We start from the raw sequence: 18,589 nt of genomic DNA on the forward strand, positions 1-18,589 counted from the left end.
ATCACTTCGTCCCAGGACAGACATGGGAATCAAAGGCCACAGGGGCGGTGGGACAGGAGTCCTTCCTTCCGTGAGGCACACACACCTGGACGCTTCCCGTGCAGTGGCCCCCGGTGTCCGTCCGGGCGGTGAACCGGAGCTGGTACAGACGGCCGGGACCGGAGCCGCTTCGCTCGGCGCGCAGCTCCACCGTCGAACCACCCAGCCCTCGAACATCCGGGCATGCGCCCTCTCCCGGCGCCTCGTTCTGGAGCACCCGGTCAATGGTGATGCGCACCGGACTTCCATCGGAGCTCGCCACCCCCTCCACTCCCACCGGGACGAAGCCATGATTCGGTGGCCACAAGGTCGCGACGCCGGGCCGGGCTCCACCACAGTCCACCGTGACCTCGGGGTCCGGCACGCTCGTCACCACCGCGAAGTTGCGCGTCCCCGCCGGAGCGGTGCTCTCCACCATCGCGAGCAGCGTGTCGCTCGTGCCCGGAGCCACGTCCTCTGGCACCTCGAGGTGGACGGTGAGGGCACGGCGCTCGCCACTTCCGAGTGTGAAGGATCCGGGCGAGACACCAGTGACGAAACCCCGGTCATCCCGCGCGGTGAAACGGAAAGCCGCCGGAGCGCCGGAGTTCTCCACCTGGAAGGTATAGGAGGTCCGCCCTGGAACGAGCCTCTGGGATGGCGGTGCGAAGAGACGCACTGTCTGGGATTGGAACCGCCGGGTCAGCACCCGCTGCCAGGGTTCTCCGCCGGGCAGGGTGCCGAAGGCGTAGACGGTGAACGGACGCGAGGGAAGCTCCACCGTCCCCGTGAGCTCCAACGGAGGAGCACCGGGCGCGGGCGTCAGCTCCAGCGGCTGGAGGAGCGCTCCCGCCGGGTCTCTCAGCTCGAAGCGGGCGGAGGCGATGCCACCGGAGAGTCCGGCCACCACGGTGGAAGGGCCGGCGAGCACCGGAAGGCCCTCCAGCGCGAAGTATCCCTGGTGCCCCGGACGTCCGGCGGTCTCGACGAGCGCGAAGCGATCCAACCCCACCGGACTCTCGCCGAGCACGTGGAGGGAGTATCCACCGCTCGGGTCGAGGGTCGCGGTCCACACGCCGGGCGCCGGGTCGAGCACCGTCACCAGCACGCCCGTCGAGAGCTGGAGACGCCGCACTCCCGGCTCCACGCCCAGCACCGGTGAGCCATCGGGCCGGGTGAGGCGCAGGGATGGGCTTCCGCTCAGGGAGAAGGTCACCCGCGACAGCGTGGAGTCGACGGGCACGGGGAAGACGGCCCGGCTCCCCCCGCTCTCGTCCGCCACGGAGAGGAGCTCCACGGTGTTGGCCCGGACGGTGGCATCGATGAGGTGGGTGATGGACGCGGCTTCGAGGGGCTGGAGCAGGAAGACCTGTCCGCCCGTCTCCGACGCGAGCCGCTGGTACTCGGGAGCGGGGGAAGCACTGGCGACGCCTCCACACGAGCCGGACAGGAAGGCATGGATCCGCGTCCCCTGGTGCCAGGCGAGGCCGCTAACCTGGGACGCCAGGTGGCCATCTCGGGAGGCCGCCCGCGGGGCGAAGAGGAAGAGCTCCCCGCCCCCGCCCGAAGCACCGAGCGCCTGGAGCACCGCCGCCATGGACGGCCCGGAGCAACCACCCCCCGCCGCGGCCAGCAGCGTGCCGAGGAAGCGTTTGAGCTCGAGCGGGTCATGGGTGACGAGGAGCGGACCGGTGGACGCATCCGTGAAGGGCACCAGGACGTAGCGCAAGGGCTCCTGGCCGGTGCCGATCCGGGAGTCGACGAGCTGGGAGAGCTGGGACTGGAGCAGCGTGAGGAGAGGGCCCAGCCTCCCCGTGGGGCCGATGGCCAGGGTCAAGGTGGGGCCCACCCCGAACAGGAGCTCGAGCTCGCTCCGGGTCAGCCGGGCCTGGAGGTCCCGGATGAATTGCCTGCTCGCCTCCACGGCCGAGTCCGCCGCCTCCAGGTGCAGACGGAAATGCGGTGACAGGAATTGATGGAAGGTGTCCTTGTTGATGCCACCGGAGGGCCCGGGTCCGGTGTCGAAGGGCCCACCATGGCGGCACTTGGAAGCCGTGGCGGGGACCTCGTTCTCACCGCCGTAGTAGCCACTGGTCAGCAGGGGCGTGAGGAGATTGCCGCCGCAGTCGAGGAAGAGGCTCCCGTCCGAGAGGATGACGGGCTCGCAATCCTCGCACGTGGCGGCCTGTGCCCCGGCGGAAGCGGGCAGCGGCTCGCCGGAGCGCCATAGAGCGGGAAGCGCGCCCGCGTGACCCGACTCGAGCCAGTTGGAGTGGGAATGGAAATCCTGGAGCGTGTGGAGGGCCTGGCCGAGCTGGCGCCGGGCGCCCCGGGCATCCCCGGCCCGAAGGGAGAGAACCACCCCATCGAAGAGCGCAACGAGCCGCTGCTTGCCCGGAACGAAGCTCTCACCGTCGAAGTGCTTGAAGCCATTCGTCTGGTCCTGGTCGACCTCGGCGTTGGCCTGGGCGATCTCCCCGATGGCGCTCCGCATCGCACGGGTCTGGTGCGATGTCCCGAAGAACTCGGCACCGAGTTCCGTCATCGCCCGCTTCGTCATGTCCTCGTGGGTGACCCCGGTTCCGCCAAGGCCACACTTGAGCCCATTGGTGGGACAGAAGGCTCGGGCGGAGGAAGGGGGGAGCACGAGCAAGGCAACGGCGAGGATGGGCCAGGATGGCGGGAGAACGGCGCGGACCACATATCGGGATGTCATTCCCGGCATGGGTAGACCCTCCCACCGGCCCGTGCAGGAGGCGCCTCGAAGGACACACCGGGATGCGTTCATGGCCAGACGCCGGCATGCACCCCGCGTCGGCTGGTACACGAGGCCGGAGGAACGTCACGTCCCGGTGGCTTCGCCCCGGAGCCTCCGGGCTGCGAGCTTGATGGCCGCGCGGATCCGCACGTAGGTCCCGCACCGGCACACGTTGTCACTCATCGCCGCGTCGATGTCCGCATCGGAGGGATTGAGGTTGTGCCGCAGCAACGCCACCGCGGCCATGATCTGCCCGGGCTGGCAGAAGCCGCACTGCGCGACGTCCTCGTCGATCCACGCCTGCTGCACGGGGTGGAGCCCCTCGCCTCCGAGGCCCTCGATGGTGGTCACCTGCCGGCCCGCCACGCCGCCCACGGGCTGGATGCAGGGACGGAAGACATTGCCCTCGAGATGGCTGGTGCACGCGCCGCACACGCCCACCCCGCAGCCGTACTTGGGGCCTGTCACACCGAGTGCATCCCTCAGCACCCAGAGCAGGGGCGTGTCCTCCGGCGCCTCCACCGAGACCGTGTCGCCATTGAGCGTGAAGTGGTGGACCGGCATGTTCAGGCTCCTGCCTCGAGGATGGGAAAGCGGGTGGGCAGCGTGCCCGTCCCCCGCGCGAGGGCATTGCCCAGGGCGGCGGCCGCGGTGGGGTAACCGAGCTCGCCCACCCCTCCGACCCGGTCATCCGAGCGGACGAGGTGCACGTCGATGGTGGCGGGCGTGTGCTTCATCCGCAGCCAGCGGTAGTCGGCGAAGCTGCCCTCGCGCACGGCACCCGCGTCGATGTGGAGGCCCGCGCTCAACGTGGTCGACAGGGCGTCGATGGTGGCTCCCTGCAACTGGGCCTCGATGCCGCGGGGGTTGATGGGCAGGCCCACGTCCGCGGCGATGACCACCCGCAGCACCTTGGGCTCCGCGCCGCTCACGTCCACCTCGACGAGGTGGGCGATGGCACTGTCCCACTCCTCGTGGACGGCCACGCCCTGCGCGACCCCGGACGGGAGCGTCCTGCCCCACTGCCCCTCGCGCACCACCGTGTCCAGCACGGCCTCGAGCCGCTTCGACGAGAGGTGCGCGCGCCTCAGCTCGACCGCGTCACGGCCCAGCTCGCGGGCCACCTGATCCACGAAGAGCTCGTTGGCCACCGCCACCTGGCTGCTGTACACGGAGCGGAACGAGGCGGTGGGGATGGGAATCGGCACCTCGCGCAACTGCTGCGTCACCAGCCCGAAACGATACGGGACTTTCTGAGACAGCGCGAAGAACGTCTGGCTCGTCACCCCGGGCAGGACCGTGCCCACCAGCGAGGTGAGGAGATCTCCGAACCCGTGGGGGAACTCCACGGTGGGGATGACGGAGCGGTGGTGCCAGCCGAGGATGGAGCCGCCCGAGCCCAGATAGGCGAGGAGCCGGTGATGACTGGCCGGGCGGTAGCGGCCCTGGCGCATGTCGTCGTTGCGGGTCCACATCAACTTCACCGGCCGCCCGAGCGCCCGGGACACGAGCGCGGCCTCCACGGCGGGCTCGTTGAAGAACCTCCGGCCGAAGCCACCGCCCGCGCGCGTGGTGTGCACCGTGACGCGCTGTGGGGTGAGTGCCCAGCCGATCGCCTCGGCCACCTCGCGCTGCGCGAACTTCGGATCCTGCGCGCCCAGCCAGAGCTCGGCGTGGTCCGAGGTGACACGGGCGACGCAGCTCTGCGTCTCCATGGGGGCGTGGGCGAGATAGGGAAAGTCGAAGCGGGCCTCGAGGGTGCGCGCGGTGAAGAGGGGCGGCAGGGGGCGGGGGCCCATCCCATCGCGCAGGCTGGCCTCGATGTCCGCGTCGGAGAGGTGGCTGGCGGGACCGGGAGCCCAGGTGACGCGCAGGGCGTCGCGGGCCGCGAGCGCCTGGGCGAAAGTCTGGGCGGAGACAGCCACGCCCGTGGGAAGGGGTACCACGCCCACCACGCCGGGCATGGCGAGCGCCGCCGACGCGTCATGGCTGACCACGGAGCCGCGCAGCGTGGGAGGCCGGGCCACCACGGTGGGCAGCGCCCCGGGGATGGACAGGTCGAGCGCATAGCGCGCCTTACCGGTGACGATGTCCCGGGCATCGATGCGCCCGGTGGGCTGACCGACGAGCGTGTACGCGTCCACGTCCTTGGGCAGCGGGGAGACCTCGGGCAGCAGCACACTCGCCGCTTCCAGGGCCAGCTCACCGTAGCCGGCGCGGCGGCCATCGGGAGCAAGGACTTCACCCCGGGCGGTGGTGAGACGGGAGGCGAGGAGCTGCCAGCGGTGCGCGGCGGCGGTGACGAGACGGGCGCGGGCACTCGCGGCGGCGGCGCGAACGGGGCCTGCGAGATAGCGCATCGTCGAGGACAGACCGGTGAGTTGGATGAGCCAGCGAGGGTCCGCGTCGGCGGTGCGCACCTCCACGGAGTCGAGGAGGGTGTCGAGTTCCTCGGCGACGAGCATGGCCACGGCGGTGGTGATGCCCTGACCGATCTCGGTGCGGGGCAGGGTCGCCACGACGCGCCCATCGGTTTGGATGGCGATGTAGAGGTTGAACGAGGCCGGCTCAGTCTCCACGGGGCCGGTCTGCGCGAAGCTGGAGTCCAGCCGCACGGCGACCATCAACGCGGGCGAGGCCACCACCCAGGTCAGGAACCGGCGGCGGTCAATCACCACCGGGACTGCCGTGTCAGGCTTTAGGGGATCCGCCATGCGAGGAGTGTGGCACACCCCTCCCACATGCCTCAACGGACCCGCCTCCTGCTCGGCCCACGGGCATCGCACGGGCTCAACCCGGGATCCGTGGCACCCTCACCCCGTCCCTCTCCCGGAGGGCGAGGGGATATTGGGTGATGATTGGTAGGGATTGGGCTTACTTGCTGATAAAGACTTTCAGAGATCTCCCCTCGGGGTCGTCGCCTCGCACAGGTGCTCGATGAAGTCCGGCAACAGTTGCGCCGAGAGGATCCAGATCCGCCCCTCTCCCAGGTCCACCAGCTTCGCCTTCTCCGTGTACCCCGTGTGCTCCGTCTCCACGTAGTGCACGAACACGCTCAGCCCTCTCGCCCGGTACCACTCCGCCGCTCCCGCCAAGAGCGCCATCAGCGCCTGCTGCCCCTCTTCCGAGGCCTCGTCCACCAGCGAAATCACCCGCAGCCCGTCCAACACGTGGAACAGGTTCAATCCCGCGTGTGCCGTCTCCAGGATCCCCACCGCCAGCGCCCGCCCGTCCTTCCGCGCCACCAGCACGTCCCGCTCGCGCTTCAGTCCGGCCTCGGCCCACTTGCGCTTCAGCCCTTCCAGCCCGAACCGCTCCGGCACCAGGTCCAGCGCTTCCCGGTATGCCTCCGGCCTCGTCTCCTTCAGCCGCTCGAACAGCGCCGCCTTCTCCTCCTCCGTCGGCGCCCCCAGGCTGAAGCCCTCCGGCATCTCCCACTCCCGCTTCGCGTCCGCCTCCATGAAGCGGAATGGCACCATGCACGCCTGCCCCGTGTGCTGGTACCACTCCGCGAAGTCGAACGCCGTGAAGCGCACCCACCTCACGTTCGCCTCGCAGTACGCCAGGAACCACTTCACCTCCGGATCCGTCTGCGCCGGCTCGAAGCCTCTCAAATACACGTCCCGCAACGCCTCGCGTGCCGTGCTCCTCAGCTTCTCGTTGCGCGGCTGGTGTCTCGCCAACTGGTGCGCCAGCCAGCTCCCCGAGTATGGCTTCAGCCATGACAGGCTCGCCTCCACCGACTCCCCGCTCGGCATCGGCCTCACCACCCGGTACCCCAGCCTCCGGTTCCCCTCCAGCTTCTCGTGCGCCTCCCGGTACTCCGCCTGCATCCGCTCGAAGTCCCCAGGGCTCTTCCCCGACAGCCGGAAATACCCCGAGCGCTCGAACAAATCCCACGTCCCCCGGTTCCAATCCCCAGACACCCGCGTGTTCGGATGGCTCTGCTCCTCCACCAGCCGCTGCCAGCGCGCCAGCGCCCGCTCGCCCAGCGGCTCCACCTTCATCCCGCACCGCCTCCCCAGCGCCGTGCCCGTGATGTTGCGCACCTCCGCCCGCAGCCTCACCGCCTCCTCCCCCGGCAGCCCCACCTCCAGCTCCGGCAGCACCAGCCCCGGGTACAGCAGGTCCTCCCCCGGCTGCGTCGCGAACGACAATCCCTCGTAGGAGATATCCGTCAGCTCCCGCTCCACCCTCACCTGCGGCCACAGTGGATGCGCGAAACGCGCCACGCACCCGTCCCCCGCCGGCGCCCTCCTCAGCTTCCGGTGCCGGTAGCGCACCAGCTCCCGCGGCAGCGGCACGCCCCACAGCCCGTCCTCGTACACCGCCTGCTCCACCCGGAAGTGCAGCACCGAGCTGAAGCCAAACACTTCCAGCGTGAACGGCACCGGCGGCAGCGAGCCCATCACCTCCCACGACACCCGCCCGTCGTACTTGTCGTAGAGCGCCGCCACCAGCTCCACATCCCCCGCCGCACAGCGCGCCATGCCCCGGCACCGTCTCGCCGTCAGCGCCTCGAAGATGCGGCCAATCCTGTCCACCCGCGTAATCCGCTCCCGCCAGATGGGATGCGAGCTCGGCGCCTCGAGCTGGCCTTGATCCCTCCAACCCTCCAGCATCGTCACGATGTGACGGCCCTGGTCCAACGCCGGCGCCACGAACCGCAGGCTCAGCTCCGGCTGCTCCTCCGGGCCCGGCTCGTAGACATTCATCACCTCGGCCCTCAGCATCCGGGCCTCTCCTCCCAACCCCAACAACACGTTCGTACGCTGACCCGGCCTCAGTCCCGTGGGCCTCGTCAGGCTCAACGTCAGATGCTCCGGTGACAGCTGCACCAACCTCCCCGCCGAGTGCAGCTCCCCTTCCACCTTCGCCACCGCCGCCAAACCCGGACCCATTCGGTAACCCAGGCCGCTTTCCCGCGTTCGCACGCGCTCCGCCTTCTCCGTCGCCATGGGAACTCCGTTTGTCGTGGAGAGCTGATTTACGTGAACACTGAAAGTTTTTTGCCCCACCGTCGTACCGGCCACCTGGATGGAATTTCGGTTCCGCCAATGTGGACACACGCCAAAGCCCTTGCAGCGGCACCCCGGGGCCGGATCTCTGGAAGCGTTGCTCCCCAACCCCGCCCCCGTGTCGCGCCAGACAGTGAACAGCTCCCTCGTACCGCCGGTAGGGATTGCCCTCTCCTCCCGTCACACCCAGGGCATGGGGATTCCATGCACCCTGGAGTTTTCTTTTGGTTCTCAAGAAGGGGTGCCGCGTCACCTGGCTCCCACCGCGCCCCGAGGCCCGCGTTCCCGCAGCTCCAGAGGAGGGAAGTGTGGGTGGAATCCGCTGGCATTGCGCTCCCACGCGAAAATCACGGTGGTGGCTTTCACCTTGGGGCGCCGAGTCCTATAAGCTTGGTTTTCTCGAATGGCTGGGTCGAAGCTCCCCTTCGCGCCGGGTGATGTGCGCGGCCGGCAGATGGGCAACTACGAGGTGCTCTGCCGTCTGAGCACCGGTGGCATGGCGGAAATCTTCCTCGCCACCAAGCGGGGCCTGGCCGGCTTCCACAAACCCGTGGTGCTCAAGAAGATCCTCCCGGACATCCAGGGCCAGGAGGAGTTCGTCCAGATGTTCCTGGACGAGGCCAAGGTCACCGCCGCCTTCAACCATCCCCACATCGCCCAGGTGTTCGACCTGGACGTGGACGATGACGAGCTGTTCCTCGCCATGGAGTTCGTCCCGGGCGCCACGCTGCTGGAGATGGCCCGCGCCTGCCGCGCCGCCAACGAGCCCATGCCTCCCGGCTTCGGGCTCGCGGCCGTGAGGGACACCGCGCTCGCGCTGCACTACGCGCACACCTTCACGGATGCGCTCGGCCAGCCCTCGCCCGTCATCCACCGCGACGTGGCCGAGAAGAACATCATGGTGACGTACGAGGGCGTCACCAAGCTGCTGGACTTCGGCATCGCCAAGAGCCTGTCCGCCGTCAGCCGCACCGCCGCCGGCATGGTGAAGGGCACCAGCGGCTACATGTCGCCGGAGCAGATTCTCGGCGAGCCGCTGGATGCGCGCAGTGACTTGTTCAGCCTGGGCGTGGTGCTGCACGAGTGCCTCACCGGCATGCGGCTCTTCCCGGGCAAGGCGCCCATGGCGGTGATCAACGCCGTGCTCAAGGGCCCCATCCCCGAGCCCTCGCGCGCCAACAAGGCCATTCCCCCCGAGCTGGACGCCATCGTGCTCAAGGCGCTCGCGCGCAAGCGGGCGGACCGGTACGCCACCACGCTCGAGTTCGCCCGCGCCCTGGAGCGCGCGGTGGGCCCCCTCATCTGGTTGCCCGAGCAGAGCAGTGAGTTGCTCAAGCGCCTCTTCGCCGAGCGCCTGGAGCAGACGCGTCAGCTGCTGGCCAGCAGCGGCCGGGCCGGCGTGGACAGCACGGGCGTGGTGAAGCTCGCCCAGCTCTTCCCCGACAGGGACGCCCCCACCCCTCCGCCTCCCGCTCCCGCCGCGCCGCCCCCGCGCACCCCCACCCCCAGCGCGCCGCGCCTCCCCACCATCTCCGCGCCCCAACTCTCGCCGCCCGCCCCCGCACGGCCGGATCAGACGGAGCTCGTCCCCTACCCCGTGGTCGCGAAGCCTTCCGCCTCGTCCCCGGGGGACAAGCGCACGGCCTCCTCCTCCCAGTTCCCCGCCACGCCGCCTCCTCCTCCCGAGGAGACCGGGGTCCTCCATCCGCCGGCGCCCTCCTCCACCTCCCGCGCCCGCCCGGCTCGCGCCCAGGTGGATCCTTCCACGCTGCCCTCCCTGCCCGTCCTCACCGAGCCTCCCAGGCCCCCGCAGTCCACGCCGCCCCGGGCCCCGGTGGATCCTTCCACGCTGCCCTCCCTGCCCGTCCTCACCGAGCCTCCCCGCCCGGTGCGCTCCCCCACGCCCGTGGAGCAGGGCCGGACCGCGTCTCCGGAGCAGACCCGGGCCGAGCCGCGGCGCAGCCTGGGCCGCTCGGACGCCGTGCCCGCCCCTTCGGAGTCACGGGAGCCCGGGCTGAAGACCGCCATCATCCGGCCGCAGCGCACCACCCCCACCGGCGAGCAGCCCGCCGCCTCGGACCCGGACGCCACCCAGCCCCGGTACGACTCCACCCGCGCGGGCCGCCGGTCCTCGCTGGCGCACCTGGACGCCGTCACCCTGCCCACCGGCTCGCCCACGTTCCCTCCCGGGCCCGCCGCGCCCCCGCTCCCCTCCGAGAGCCCCACCGTGCCCGCCCGGCGCGCGCCCCTGGCCCGGACGCCGGAGCCCGAGGACGATGAGCCGGAGCTGCGCACCATGCCCGTCCTGCCGGCGCTGGCCCCGCCCTCCCGGCCTCCCGCGGTGCCGCCCGAGGACGACGAGGGGCCCGAGTTCCTCACCGTTCCGTATCTCCGGCCGCCGTCCACCGCCTCCCGGCCCGTGGAGCCCGAGGACGACGACAACGAGCCGGAGCTGCGCACCGTGCCCTTCCTGTCGCCACCGGCCTCGGCCTCCCGGCCCCTCCCTGGGCCCCGGGACGAGGTGACGGACGAGGAAGACCTCACGCCCGCGCATCCCCAGCCCATCTCCCGCAGACACACCCCGGTGAAGCGCGGAGACAACGCCTCGGAAGCGGCCACCGTGACCAACGAGGCCTCGGAGGCACCTTCACACCGGAGGGTGCCGTGGGCCGCGCTCCTCGTCCTGCTCCTCATGGGAGGGATCGCCGCCCTCGTCATGCTGAGACTGGATGGAGGACTCGTGTCCTCGCGGCTCTTCCCGCCCCCACCCGCGGCCAGCGAGCCTCCCGCCACGAAGTCCCCGCCGGAGGCCCGGGCCGCACCCGCCAACCCGGGTGATCCGGCCCCGGCTCCCGAGTCTCCCGAGTCCGCCACCGCGAGCGCTACGCCGGAGGCAGCCGCCCCCGAGCCTACCGCCACACCGGAAGCGGGTGCCGCGCCGGAAGCGGGTGCCGCACCGGAAGGCAGCGCCCCACCGGAAACCCCGGCCCCCACCGACGCCCTGGCGGCGGTACCTCCGGAGGCGAACGCCGGCACCGCTCCGGGCTCGCCCGAGGTGAAGACCGAGACGAAGACCGAGGCCCCCGCCGCGAGTGGAGAACCGGCGGAGGCGTCCCCGAAGGACGAGGAACTCCAGGCCGAGGCCCCGGAGGCGGTGCAGCCGGCGAAGCGCGGCAAGGTGACACCCTCGCGCCGGACGGCCTCACGCACCGCGTCCAACGTGGAGACGTCGCCCGAGCAGGTGACGACCGCCGACGAGGCGGACCGGGCCTGGCAGGCCCTGGAGCGCGAGCGCACGGGCGCGGCCGAGCCCTCGGGTGGCAAGGGCTTCCTGACGCTCGCCACCGAGCCCTACGCCAAGGTGTACCTGGGCAACCGCGCGCTGGGCGAGACGCCACTCTTCCGGCTGCCCTTCGCGCCGGGCAAACACACCCTGCGGCTGGTGGCGCCCAACTTCAAACCCCTGAAGCTCCAGGTGGAAATCAAGGCGGGCGAGGTCACCTCCATCCGCGCGCCCCTCGAGAAGCTCGGCCGGGAGTGAGCGGCCGGACGGCCCGCATGCAATCGCTCGCGGCCGGGTGCGTACCGTGAAGGACACGAGGCCCCGCGCCTCTCCCTTCTCCGAGGTACCCACCATGCAGCTGCGCTCCCTGCTCCTCCCCGTTGCCCTCCTGGCCTCCACGTCCGCCTTCGCGCAGGACGCCGCCAGGGCGGGGCAGATCGAGGTCCCCGACTTCCGCGGCATCGCGGTGGGCCACGGCATCCACGCCGAGGTGAAGCCAGGCCCCAAGTCGGTGCGCCTGGAGGGCAACAAGGACGACCTGGCCCGCGTGAAGCTCGAGGTGAAGGACGGCGTGCTGACGACGCAGGTGGACAAGGGCTCGTCCTTCTTCAACAAGGGTCTCAAGAACGTACGCCTGTACGTCACCAGCCCGCGCGTGGAGAGCGTGGCGGCCAGCGGCGGCGCCGAGGTGGACGCCGAGGCCACCCGCGTGGACTCCTTCGCGGTGGCCGCCAGCGGGGGCTCCGAGGTGGAGCTCACCAAGGTGGACTCGAAGAACGTCGAGCTGGCGGCCAGCGGCGGCTCGGAGCTGTCGCTCGAGGGAAGCACGGGTGAGTTGAAAATTGCCGGTAGCGGCGGATCCGTCATCGAGGCCGGCAAGCTGCGGCTCGAGTCGCTCCACGTGACGGCCAGCGGCGGCACCCGCGTCGAGGCCTCCCCCGAGCGCAGCATCCAGGGCAACCTGTCCGGTGGCTCGACGGTGAAGGCCGGGAAGAAGCCCGCGAGCGTACAGGTGAACAGCTCCGGCGGTTCTCAGGTGCAGTACGAGTAGCTCTTGAAGTAGGACTCGCGGCAGATCACGAGGTACCGGGGTGGAGACACGGGGCTGGGGGGCTCCATGTCTCCACCCTTCTCGTTTCCAGGGGCTTGCTCAGTCGAGCCGGAAGATGCCCTTGAGCCGGCCGAGGATGTCCACCTCCTCCGTGATGGGCAGCGTCTCGCCCGAGGCCGCCATCGCCGCCTCCAACTGCATGCGCCGGTGCGCCAGCATTCCGGACAGCTTGGGCGCCAGCTCCGGGTGCTCCTCGAAGAGACGGGCGAACACCGGCCGGCCCAGCTCCAGCAGCACCACGTCCGTGAGCGCCACCACCGTCGCCGTGCGCGGCTCGCCCGTCAGCAGCGACATCTCCCCGAAGTAGTTGCCCCGGGACAGCCGGGACACCTCCACCCCTCCCGTGCGCACGCTCAGCTCGCCCCGGCCCACCAGGTAGAAGGTGTTGCCCTTCTCGCCCTGCTCAATCACGTGCTCGCCCCGGGCGAAACGCCGGGCCACCATCTCCCGCCGCAGCTTCGTCCGCTCCTCCTCCTGCAACACCTTGAACAGGTCCACCCGCCGCAGCATGTCGGCGACCAGCTCCTCGGAGAACTCGGAGCCCGGCGCTCCCAGCGACATGTTCAGCTTGCGCTGTGCCGGAAGCTCGATGCCCTCGCGCCGGAAGCGGTACCAGATGCGCGTGTAGAACTCGGCCATCACCGCGTCGGCCTGCGAGTAGTCCTCCACGAAGTAGCGCACCTGGTAGCGGATGCCGAGCTCCTCGAAGCCCACCGAGCGGCACATCGGCGGCGGCGAGCCCAGCACCAGCGGCACCTGCTCCAACACCTCCAGCACCGCCTCCTTCACCTCGTTGGGCGCCCGGTCGTACGGGCCATGGAAGGACAGGTCCATCCCCACCGGCTGCCCGCCCCGCGAGTAGTTCTTCACCGCCTCCTTGGAGCAGACGTTGTTGGGCAGGGTGATGATCTCCTTGCGCGACGTCTCCAGCCGCGTGGCCCGCCATGCCACCTGGACGACACGCCCGGTGATCTCCTTGATGGTGACCCAGTCCCCCACCTGGTACGGACGCTCGAGCTGCAGCGACAGGCCCGCGAACAGGTTGCCCAGCGTGTCCTGCATCGCGAGACCGAGCACCACCGAGACGATGGCCGAGGTGGCCAGCAGGCTCGTCAGATCGATGGCCAGCTCGGCGCGCAGGATGGGGACCACGGCGATGACGTAGAGGGAGATCTCCACCACGTCCCGGAGAATTTTCGGCGGCGCGGTACGGATGCCCAGGCGCGTTGCCGTCAGGATGGCCAGCGACATCGCCGCCCGGATGCTGCCGAAGGCGAAGGTGAGCATCCACGCCACGTGCAGCAGCGGGAGGACTCGCGGGTGCAACGATTCACCGAACTGCACGTCCACCACGCGCAGCACCAGGAACGTCATCAGGAAGCCGAGCGATCCTCCCAGCTCCTTGCGGAATTGCGCGTCCGAGCTCGCCGCCCGGACTCCGATGACCAACAGCGTGAGGAGGACACCAGCGATCAGCGGCAGATGGCTCTGCAGGAAGGGCAACACCGTGCCAGCCTCTCCCTGGGCACGGAGGGGGTCAAGGCACGCGGAGTCTCGCTTCCGGGGATGAACACGGACTCGGATACCCTCACCCCGTCCCTCTCCCGGGGGGAGAGGGGATATCAGGCGGATTTTTGTGACGGGCGCGCAATGGGTATTGTCCGTGACGACCCTCACCCCCCGCCCTCTCCCAAGGGGGAGAGGGAGCATGCGCAACCCATGAAACAGCACGCCCCCTCCGCCGAACGCAACCGCGAGCCCCTCCTCTCCGTCCTCCGCCAGTTGTTGCCCTCGCGCGGCACCGTGCTCGAGATCGCCAGTGGCACCGGGCAACATGCCGTCTTCTTCGCTCGCGCCTTTCCGCAGCTCGAATGGCAGCCCACGGATGCGGATTCCATCGCCCGCTCGAGCATCGAGGCCTGGCGCCGGGAGGAGGGTCTGCCCAATGTGCGCGAGCCGCTCGCGCTGGATGCCAGGGCTTCCACCTGGCCCGTGGAGTCCGCCGACGCCATCGTGTGCATCAACATGGTCCACATCTCCCCGTGGGAGGCGTGTCAGGGATTGATGCGGGGCGCCGCCCGCGTGCTGCCACCCGGAGGGCCGCTCATCCTCTACGGGGCGTACTTCATCGAGGGCCGCCCCACCGCGCCGAGCAACCTCGCCTTCGATGCCTCGCTGCGTGAGCGGAACCCGGCCTGGGGTGTGCGCGAGCTGGGCGCCGTCACCGAGGAGGCACGGGCCCACGGGCTGGAGCGCGACCAGGTCATCGACATGCCTGGCAACAACTTCACGGTGGTGTTCCGCAAGCGCGAAGGGTGAGGCTCACTTCGGCCGGAAGTCGAGCGACACCGAGTTCATGCAGTAGCGCAGGCCCGTGGGCTCCGGTCCATCGTCGAACACGTGCCCGAGGTGCGAGCCGCAATGGCCGCACACCACCTCGGTGCGCACCATGAGCCAGCTCCTGTCCTCGTGGGTGTCCACGGCATCGGGCAGGGCCTGCCAGAAGCTCGGCCAGCCCGTGCCCGAGTCGAACTTCGTCTCCGAGCTGAACAACGGCTGGCCACACGCCGCGCAGTGGTAGGTGCCCGCGGCCTTCAGGTCCCAGTATTTCCCCGTGAAGGCCCGCTCCGTGCCCTGCTTGCGCAATACCTTGTACTGCTCGGGCGTGAGCTGCTGCTTCCACTCCGCATCGGTCTTCTGGACGGCGTACACCTTCGTGCCCTCCTCGTGTGAATGCCCGGGCTCCGTCCCCCCGGCCGCCAGCCCCCCGAGCACCAGCAGCGGCAGCAACACCAGCACCCCGCGTCGGCTTCGTCTCTCCTGGCTCATATCTTGTTGATAAGTCGCTCGGCCCCTTCCGGTTACAGGAAGGCACTGGCTCCGTCCCCAAGTTCTCCACAATCCGGCCGTCCACTCCCCCACGGCTCCGGCACACGAGCCTCCCCGTGGCCGCCCGCTTCGGGTAGGCAGGAGGCCATGCCACGCACCCTCGGGGCCTCCGGGCCCACCGTGTCTCCCCTGGGCCTCGGACTCGCCGCGCTCGGCCGCCCCGGGTACATCACCCTCGGCCATGCGGAGGACTTCGACGGAGATCGCTCCGTCGAGGCCATGGAGCGCCAGGCCCATGAGGTGCTGGATGCGGCGTACCACGCGGGCCTCCGCTACTTCGATGCCGCCCGCTCCTATGGCCGTGCCGAGGCCTTCCTCGCCTCGTGGTTGAAGGCTCGTGGCCTGCGCCCGGAGGACGTCGTGGCCGGCTCCAAGTGGGGCTACACCTATACCGCCGATTGGCGTGTGGACGCCGAGCGCCACGAGGTGAAGGACCACTCGCTGCCCACCCTGCGCCGGCAGTGGGGTGAAAGCCAGACACTGCTCGGACCCTGGCTGCGGCTGTACCAAATCCATTCGGCCACCTTCGAGAGCGGCGTACTGGAGGACACGGGAGTCCGGGAGGAGCTCGGGCGGCTGAGGGACTCGGGGGTGCGCGTGGGGCTATCGCTCAGCGGGCCCCGGCAGGCCGAGGTGTTGCGGCGTGCCCTGGAGATCCAGGCCGGCGGTGCACCCCTGTTCTCCTGCGTGCAGGCCACGTGGAACCTGCTGGAGCCCTCCGTGGGCCCGGTGCTCGCCGAAGCCCATGCGGCGGGTTGGGGCGTCATCATCAAGGAGGCCGCCGCCAACGGACGGCTCACGGCTCGCAACGAGGATCCAGCGCTGCGCCCCCTGCGTGAAGTGGCCGGAGAGCTGGGCGCCACGGTGGACGCGGTGGCCATCGCCGCGGTGCTCGCCCAGCCGTGGGTGTCCGTGGTGCTGAGCGGAGCCACCACCGTGGAGCAACTCCAGAGCAACGTGCGTGCGCTGGAGGTGAGGCTCGGGGAAGAGGCGTGGGAGAAGTTGCGCCGCCTCGGCGAGCCTCCGGAGACCTACTGGGCGAAACGCTCCGCCCTGCCATGGAACTGAAAGCTCCTCCGGGAGGGGACCTCCCGGGCGCGGTCTTCACGAACTTGTCCAACAGTTGGACAAGTTCATCCGAAGCGGGACCGGCGGGCTCTGCCCGAAACGTCACCTACCGGGGCAGCGGCGCCGTCAGCGTGGAGAACATCAGCTTCAACGCCGCGTCCTGGCCCACCAGCAGCTTCGTCGAGGCCACCACCCACTTCACCGTGCGCCGCGACACCTTCACGGCCCGCCGCTCCAGCACCGCCGCGTTGCCATACAGCTTGCGCAGCGTCATCACCGCGAGGAACAGCGGCCATAGGCAGAACAGCCGGATGCCCCGCTCCTGCCCCGGCAATGCCATCACATACTCGAAGGCCTTGCGCAGCTCCCGGTGCGCCACCGCCACCATCTGCCCGTGAGCCTTCATCGCCTCGCCCCTGTTGCCGGGCTCCAGCAGCGCCTCGGGCGTCAGGCCGTGCTGGGCCAACAGTGTCCTCGGCAGCCAGCAGCTGCCCCGCTCCAGATCCTCGCGCACGTCCTTGAGGATGTTGGTGAGCTGCAGCGCGTTGCCAAAGGCCACCGCCCGTGGCTCCAGCGCCGCCGCACGCTCGGCGATGGCCGGCGAGTACCACTGGAAGAGCCGCGTCAGCATCTCCCCCACCGTCCCCGCCACGTAGTAGCAGTACTCCAGCGTCTCCTCGATGCTCGCCAGCCCCAGGCCTCCTCCCGAGGCGCGCCCCTTGTCCCCCATCTTCCCCATGCCCTTCGTCATGGTCGCCACGCAGGCCGCCACGTGCTCGCGCACCGGGGCCGCGTGCAGTGCCAGCGCCTCCAGCACCCGCGCCGTCCCCTCCACCAGCCGCACCTCCGCCTCTGGCGCCTGCGCCCGCAGCACCCGCGCCCCCTCCTCCGAGAAGCGCCGCGCATCCTCCTCCCACCCCGCCGGCAGCGTGCTCAGCCGCGCCAGCTCCGCCAGCAACACCTCGCTCGCCGGGCCGTGGGCCTCGTCCTCCAGCGTGTCGGCGATCCGGCACAGCAGGTAGGCCACCATCACCGCCGTGTCCAACGGGCGCGGCAGCACGGGAATGTTCAACGCGAAGGTGCGCGACACCGCTGGCAGCACCTCCCGGCAGAAGGTGATCGCGGTGGGCTCGGTCTGCATCGGTAACCGGGTCGACGCGGGAGGCTGTGACGGCTCGTCCCTGGACATGAGGACGTACGGACGGTCTTCCATCGCTCTCCCGCTCGGCACGAGGCTCGGGATTACCCCAGACCGGCGCCGCGTGCACGCACTCCGTTCTTCTCCCTCACCGTTCCCCTGGCTGCTTCGCCGCTGGCACCTGCCCGGCTGGCTCCAGGGCGTTCACCACATAACCGTCCCCCTCGAGCGTGAAGCGCGCCCGCACCTCCTGTCCTGGCTGGAGCGCCTGGCTCCGGTCCGGAGCGAAGCGCGTTTCCTCTGTCAGCTCGAGCGGGAAGACGGCCCCGCCATGCCGCAGCCACAGTTGCTCCCCCCGCACGCTGACCACCTCGCCGTAGAGCTCGCCCGCCCGTGCTTCGTCGCCGGTACCGGCCGTCCCCGAGCCGCCCACGCCCGCCTCGTCGCCGGTGACGGGAGTGTCATCGTGGGGCGTCTGGCGGAACTCGCCCATGTTGTCGGGGAGGTCCTCCGGCAGGCGCTGCGTGCCGGCATCGCCGCGCTCTCCTCCCAATACTTCCTGCGCGCCCGCCGGGGCCACCAGCCCGAGCACGGCGAGCCATGCCAACGCCTTGCGTGCCATGGGAGCCTCCTGTGTCTGGGTTCTCCTCTATGGAGATGGGGTGCCCGCGCCGCCCACGCCCGGTGTCTCCCCCGTGGAGGGAGCGGGAGGGAGGGCCTCGTCCGAGAGCAGGAGGGCCAGGAGGGCGCCTTCCTCCGCGAGGCCGAGCGGGACGATGTTCTCGGGAATCCGCAGCGTCACGGGGGCGGGCGGGCCGCGGGTGACGTCGCACGTGCGCCAGCCCATGTAGCGGTTGCCGGCCAGGGGCAGCGAGTAGTCGCAGCCTCCCATGCTGCCGGCGATGCCCGTGGGGGTCAGCGTCAGCTCGGCCGGGTCCGCGCCGAACCAACCGCGCAGGACGAGCCCGGGCTGGGAGGAACGGCGGATGGCGTCGAGCTGTACGGACGCTCCGGCGACCCGTCCGCTGATGGAACCGTCCCCGCGCCACTTCAGCTCCACAGGCTGGCCCTTCAGCGTGCCGCGCAGGCCTCCCTGGACACGGTACAGCTCGAGCCCGCCGCCGGAGATGGATTGGGAGCCGACCTGGAGCTGGAAGCGGTGCTCGCCCACCTGGAGCAGGAGGGGCTCCTGGACGGAGACGGTGACCTGGGCCGTGGCGAACGGTCCCAGACACAGCACCAGCACCGCCGCCAGGGGAGCGAGGAGGCCGCGCCTCGGAAACGGGGGCTGTGTCACGGTGTCACC

13 protein-coding genes are annotated in these 18,589 nt (G+C 70.4%); 4 read left to right on the plus strand and 9 right to left on the minus strand.

Going from position 1 to position 18,589, the window contains the following annotated elements; translation table 11 throughout:
- Nucleotide 1: 1 nt before the first annotated feature.
- The 4 genes from BO221_RS07835 to BO221_RS07850 form a co-directional block, all read right to left on the minus strand.
- Entirely contained in the window at nt 2-2,578 is a 2,577-nt protein-coding gene (locus tag BO221_RS07835) for a hypothetical protein (RefSeq protein ID WP_073559770.1), read from the minus strand.
- Nucleotides 2,579-2,860: 282 nt separating this feature from the next.
- Nucleotides 2,861-3,340, minus strand: coding sequence for a (2Fe-2S)-binding protein (locus BO221_RS07840; RefSeq protein ID WP_073559771.1), 480 nt, complete (start codon nt 3,338-3,340; stop codon nt 2,861-2,863).
- 2 nt (nt 3,341-3,342) lie between these two features.
- On the minus strand, nt 3,343-5,490 hold the full coding sequence (locus BO221_RS07845; RefSeq protein ID WP_073559772.1) for a xanthine dehydrogenase family protein molybdopterin-binding subunit: 2,148 nt from the start codon (nt 5,488-5,490) through the stop codon (nt 3,343-3,345).
- 180 nt (nt 5,491-5,670) lie between these two features.
- Complete coding sequence (locus BO221_RS07850) at nt 5,671-7,677, minus strand: PilZ domain-containing protein (protein ID WP_233165779.1); 2,007 nt, start codon at nt 7,675-7,677, stop codon at nt 5,671-5,673.
- 520 nt (nt 7,678-8,197) lie between these two features.
- On the opposite strand from BO221_RS07850, the gene BO221_RS57255 reads away from it, so the two are divergent.
- Together BO221_RS57255 and BO221_RS07860 are read left to right on the plus strand one after the other, a co-directional pair.
- Nucleotides 8,198-11,335 carry a protein kinase gene (locus tag BO221_RS57255; protein ID WP_073559774.1) on the plus strand — a complete coding sequence of 1,046 codons (3,138 nt, stop codon included), beginning with the start codon at nt 8,198-8,200 and terminating at the stop codon, nt 11,333-11,335.
- Nucleotides 11,336-11,429: 94 nt separating this feature from the next.
- Nucleotides 11,430-12,128, plus strand: coding sequence for a head GIN domain-containing protein (locus BO221_RS07860; RefSeq protein ID WP_073560259.1), 699 nt, complete (start codon nt 11,430-11,432; stop codon nt 12,126-12,128).
- A 99-nt stretch (nt 12,129-12,227) separates the two neighbouring features.
- On the opposite strand, the gene BO221_RS07865 is transcribed toward BO221_RS07860, so the two are convergent.
- Nucleotides 12,228-13,694: a mechanosensitive ion channel family protein gene (locus tag BO221_RS07865; RefSeq protein ID WP_073559775.1), complete on the minus strand. Its 1,467-nt coding sequence runs from the start codon at nt 13,692-13,694 to the stop codon at nt 12,228-12,230.
- A 213-nt stretch (nt 13,695-13,907) separates the two neighbouring features.
- Here BO221_RS07865 and BO221_RS07870 point away from each other — a divergent pair, with 213 nt between their 5' ends.
- A complete protein-coding gene (locus tag BO221_RS07870; RefSeq protein ID WP_073559776.1) occupies nt 13,908-14,507 on the plus strand; it encodes a DUF938 domain-containing protein in 600 nt (199 codons plus the stop codon).
- A gap of 3 nt (nt 14,508-14,510) precedes the next feature.
- Here BO221_RS07870 and msrB read toward each other — a convergent pair whose 3' ends face one another.
- Nucleotides 14,511-14,900 (minus strand): peptide-methionine (R)-S-oxide reductase MsrB, encoded by a 390-nt coding sequence (gene msrB / locus BO221_RS07875; protein ID WP_073560260.1) that lies wholly within the window; start codon nt 14,898-14,900, stop codon nt 14,511-14,513.
- Between the two features lie 264 nt (nt 14,901-15,164).
- Here msrB and BO221_RS07880 point away from each other — a divergent pair, with 264 nt between their 5' ends.
- Nucleotides 15,165-16,145, plus strand: coding sequence for an aldo/keto reductase (locus tag BO221_RS07880; protein ID WP_073559777.1), 981 nt, complete (start codon nt 15,165-15,167; stop codon nt 16,143-16,145).
- Between the two features lie 106 nt (nt 16,146-16,251).
- Here the strand turns inward: BO221_RS07880 and BO221_RS07885 are convergent, their stop codons facing one another.
- From BO221_RS07885 to BO221_RS07895, 3 genes are all read right to left on the minus strand, one after another.
- On the minus strand, nt 16,252-17,358 hold the full coding sequence (locus BO221_RS07885; protein ID WP_233165780.1) for a phytoene/squalene synthase family protein: 1,107 nt from the start codon (nt 17,356-17,358) through the stop codon (nt 16,252-16,254).
- A gap of 73 nt (nt 17,359-17,431) precedes the next feature.
- Nucleotides 17,432-17,905: a hypothetical protein gene (locus tag BO221_RS07890; RefSeq protein ID WP_073559779.1), complete on the minus strand. Its 474-nt coding sequence runs from the start codon at nt 17,903-17,905 to the stop codon at nt 17,432-17,434.
- A gap of 27 nt (nt 17,906-17,932) precedes the next feature.
- Nucleotides 17,933-18,580, minus strand: coding sequence for a hypothetical protein (locus BO221_RS07895; protein ID WP_073559780.1), 648 nt, complete (start codon nt 18,578-18,580; stop codon nt 17,933-17,935).
- Between the last annotated feature and the right edge of the window lie 9 nt (nt 18,581-18,589).

The organism is Archangium sp. Cb G35 (genome assembly GCF_001896145.1).
In the GTDB taxonomy this organism is placed as follows: domain Bacteria; phylum Myxococcota; class Myxococcia; order Myxococcales; family Myxococcaceae; genus Archangium; species Archangium violaceum.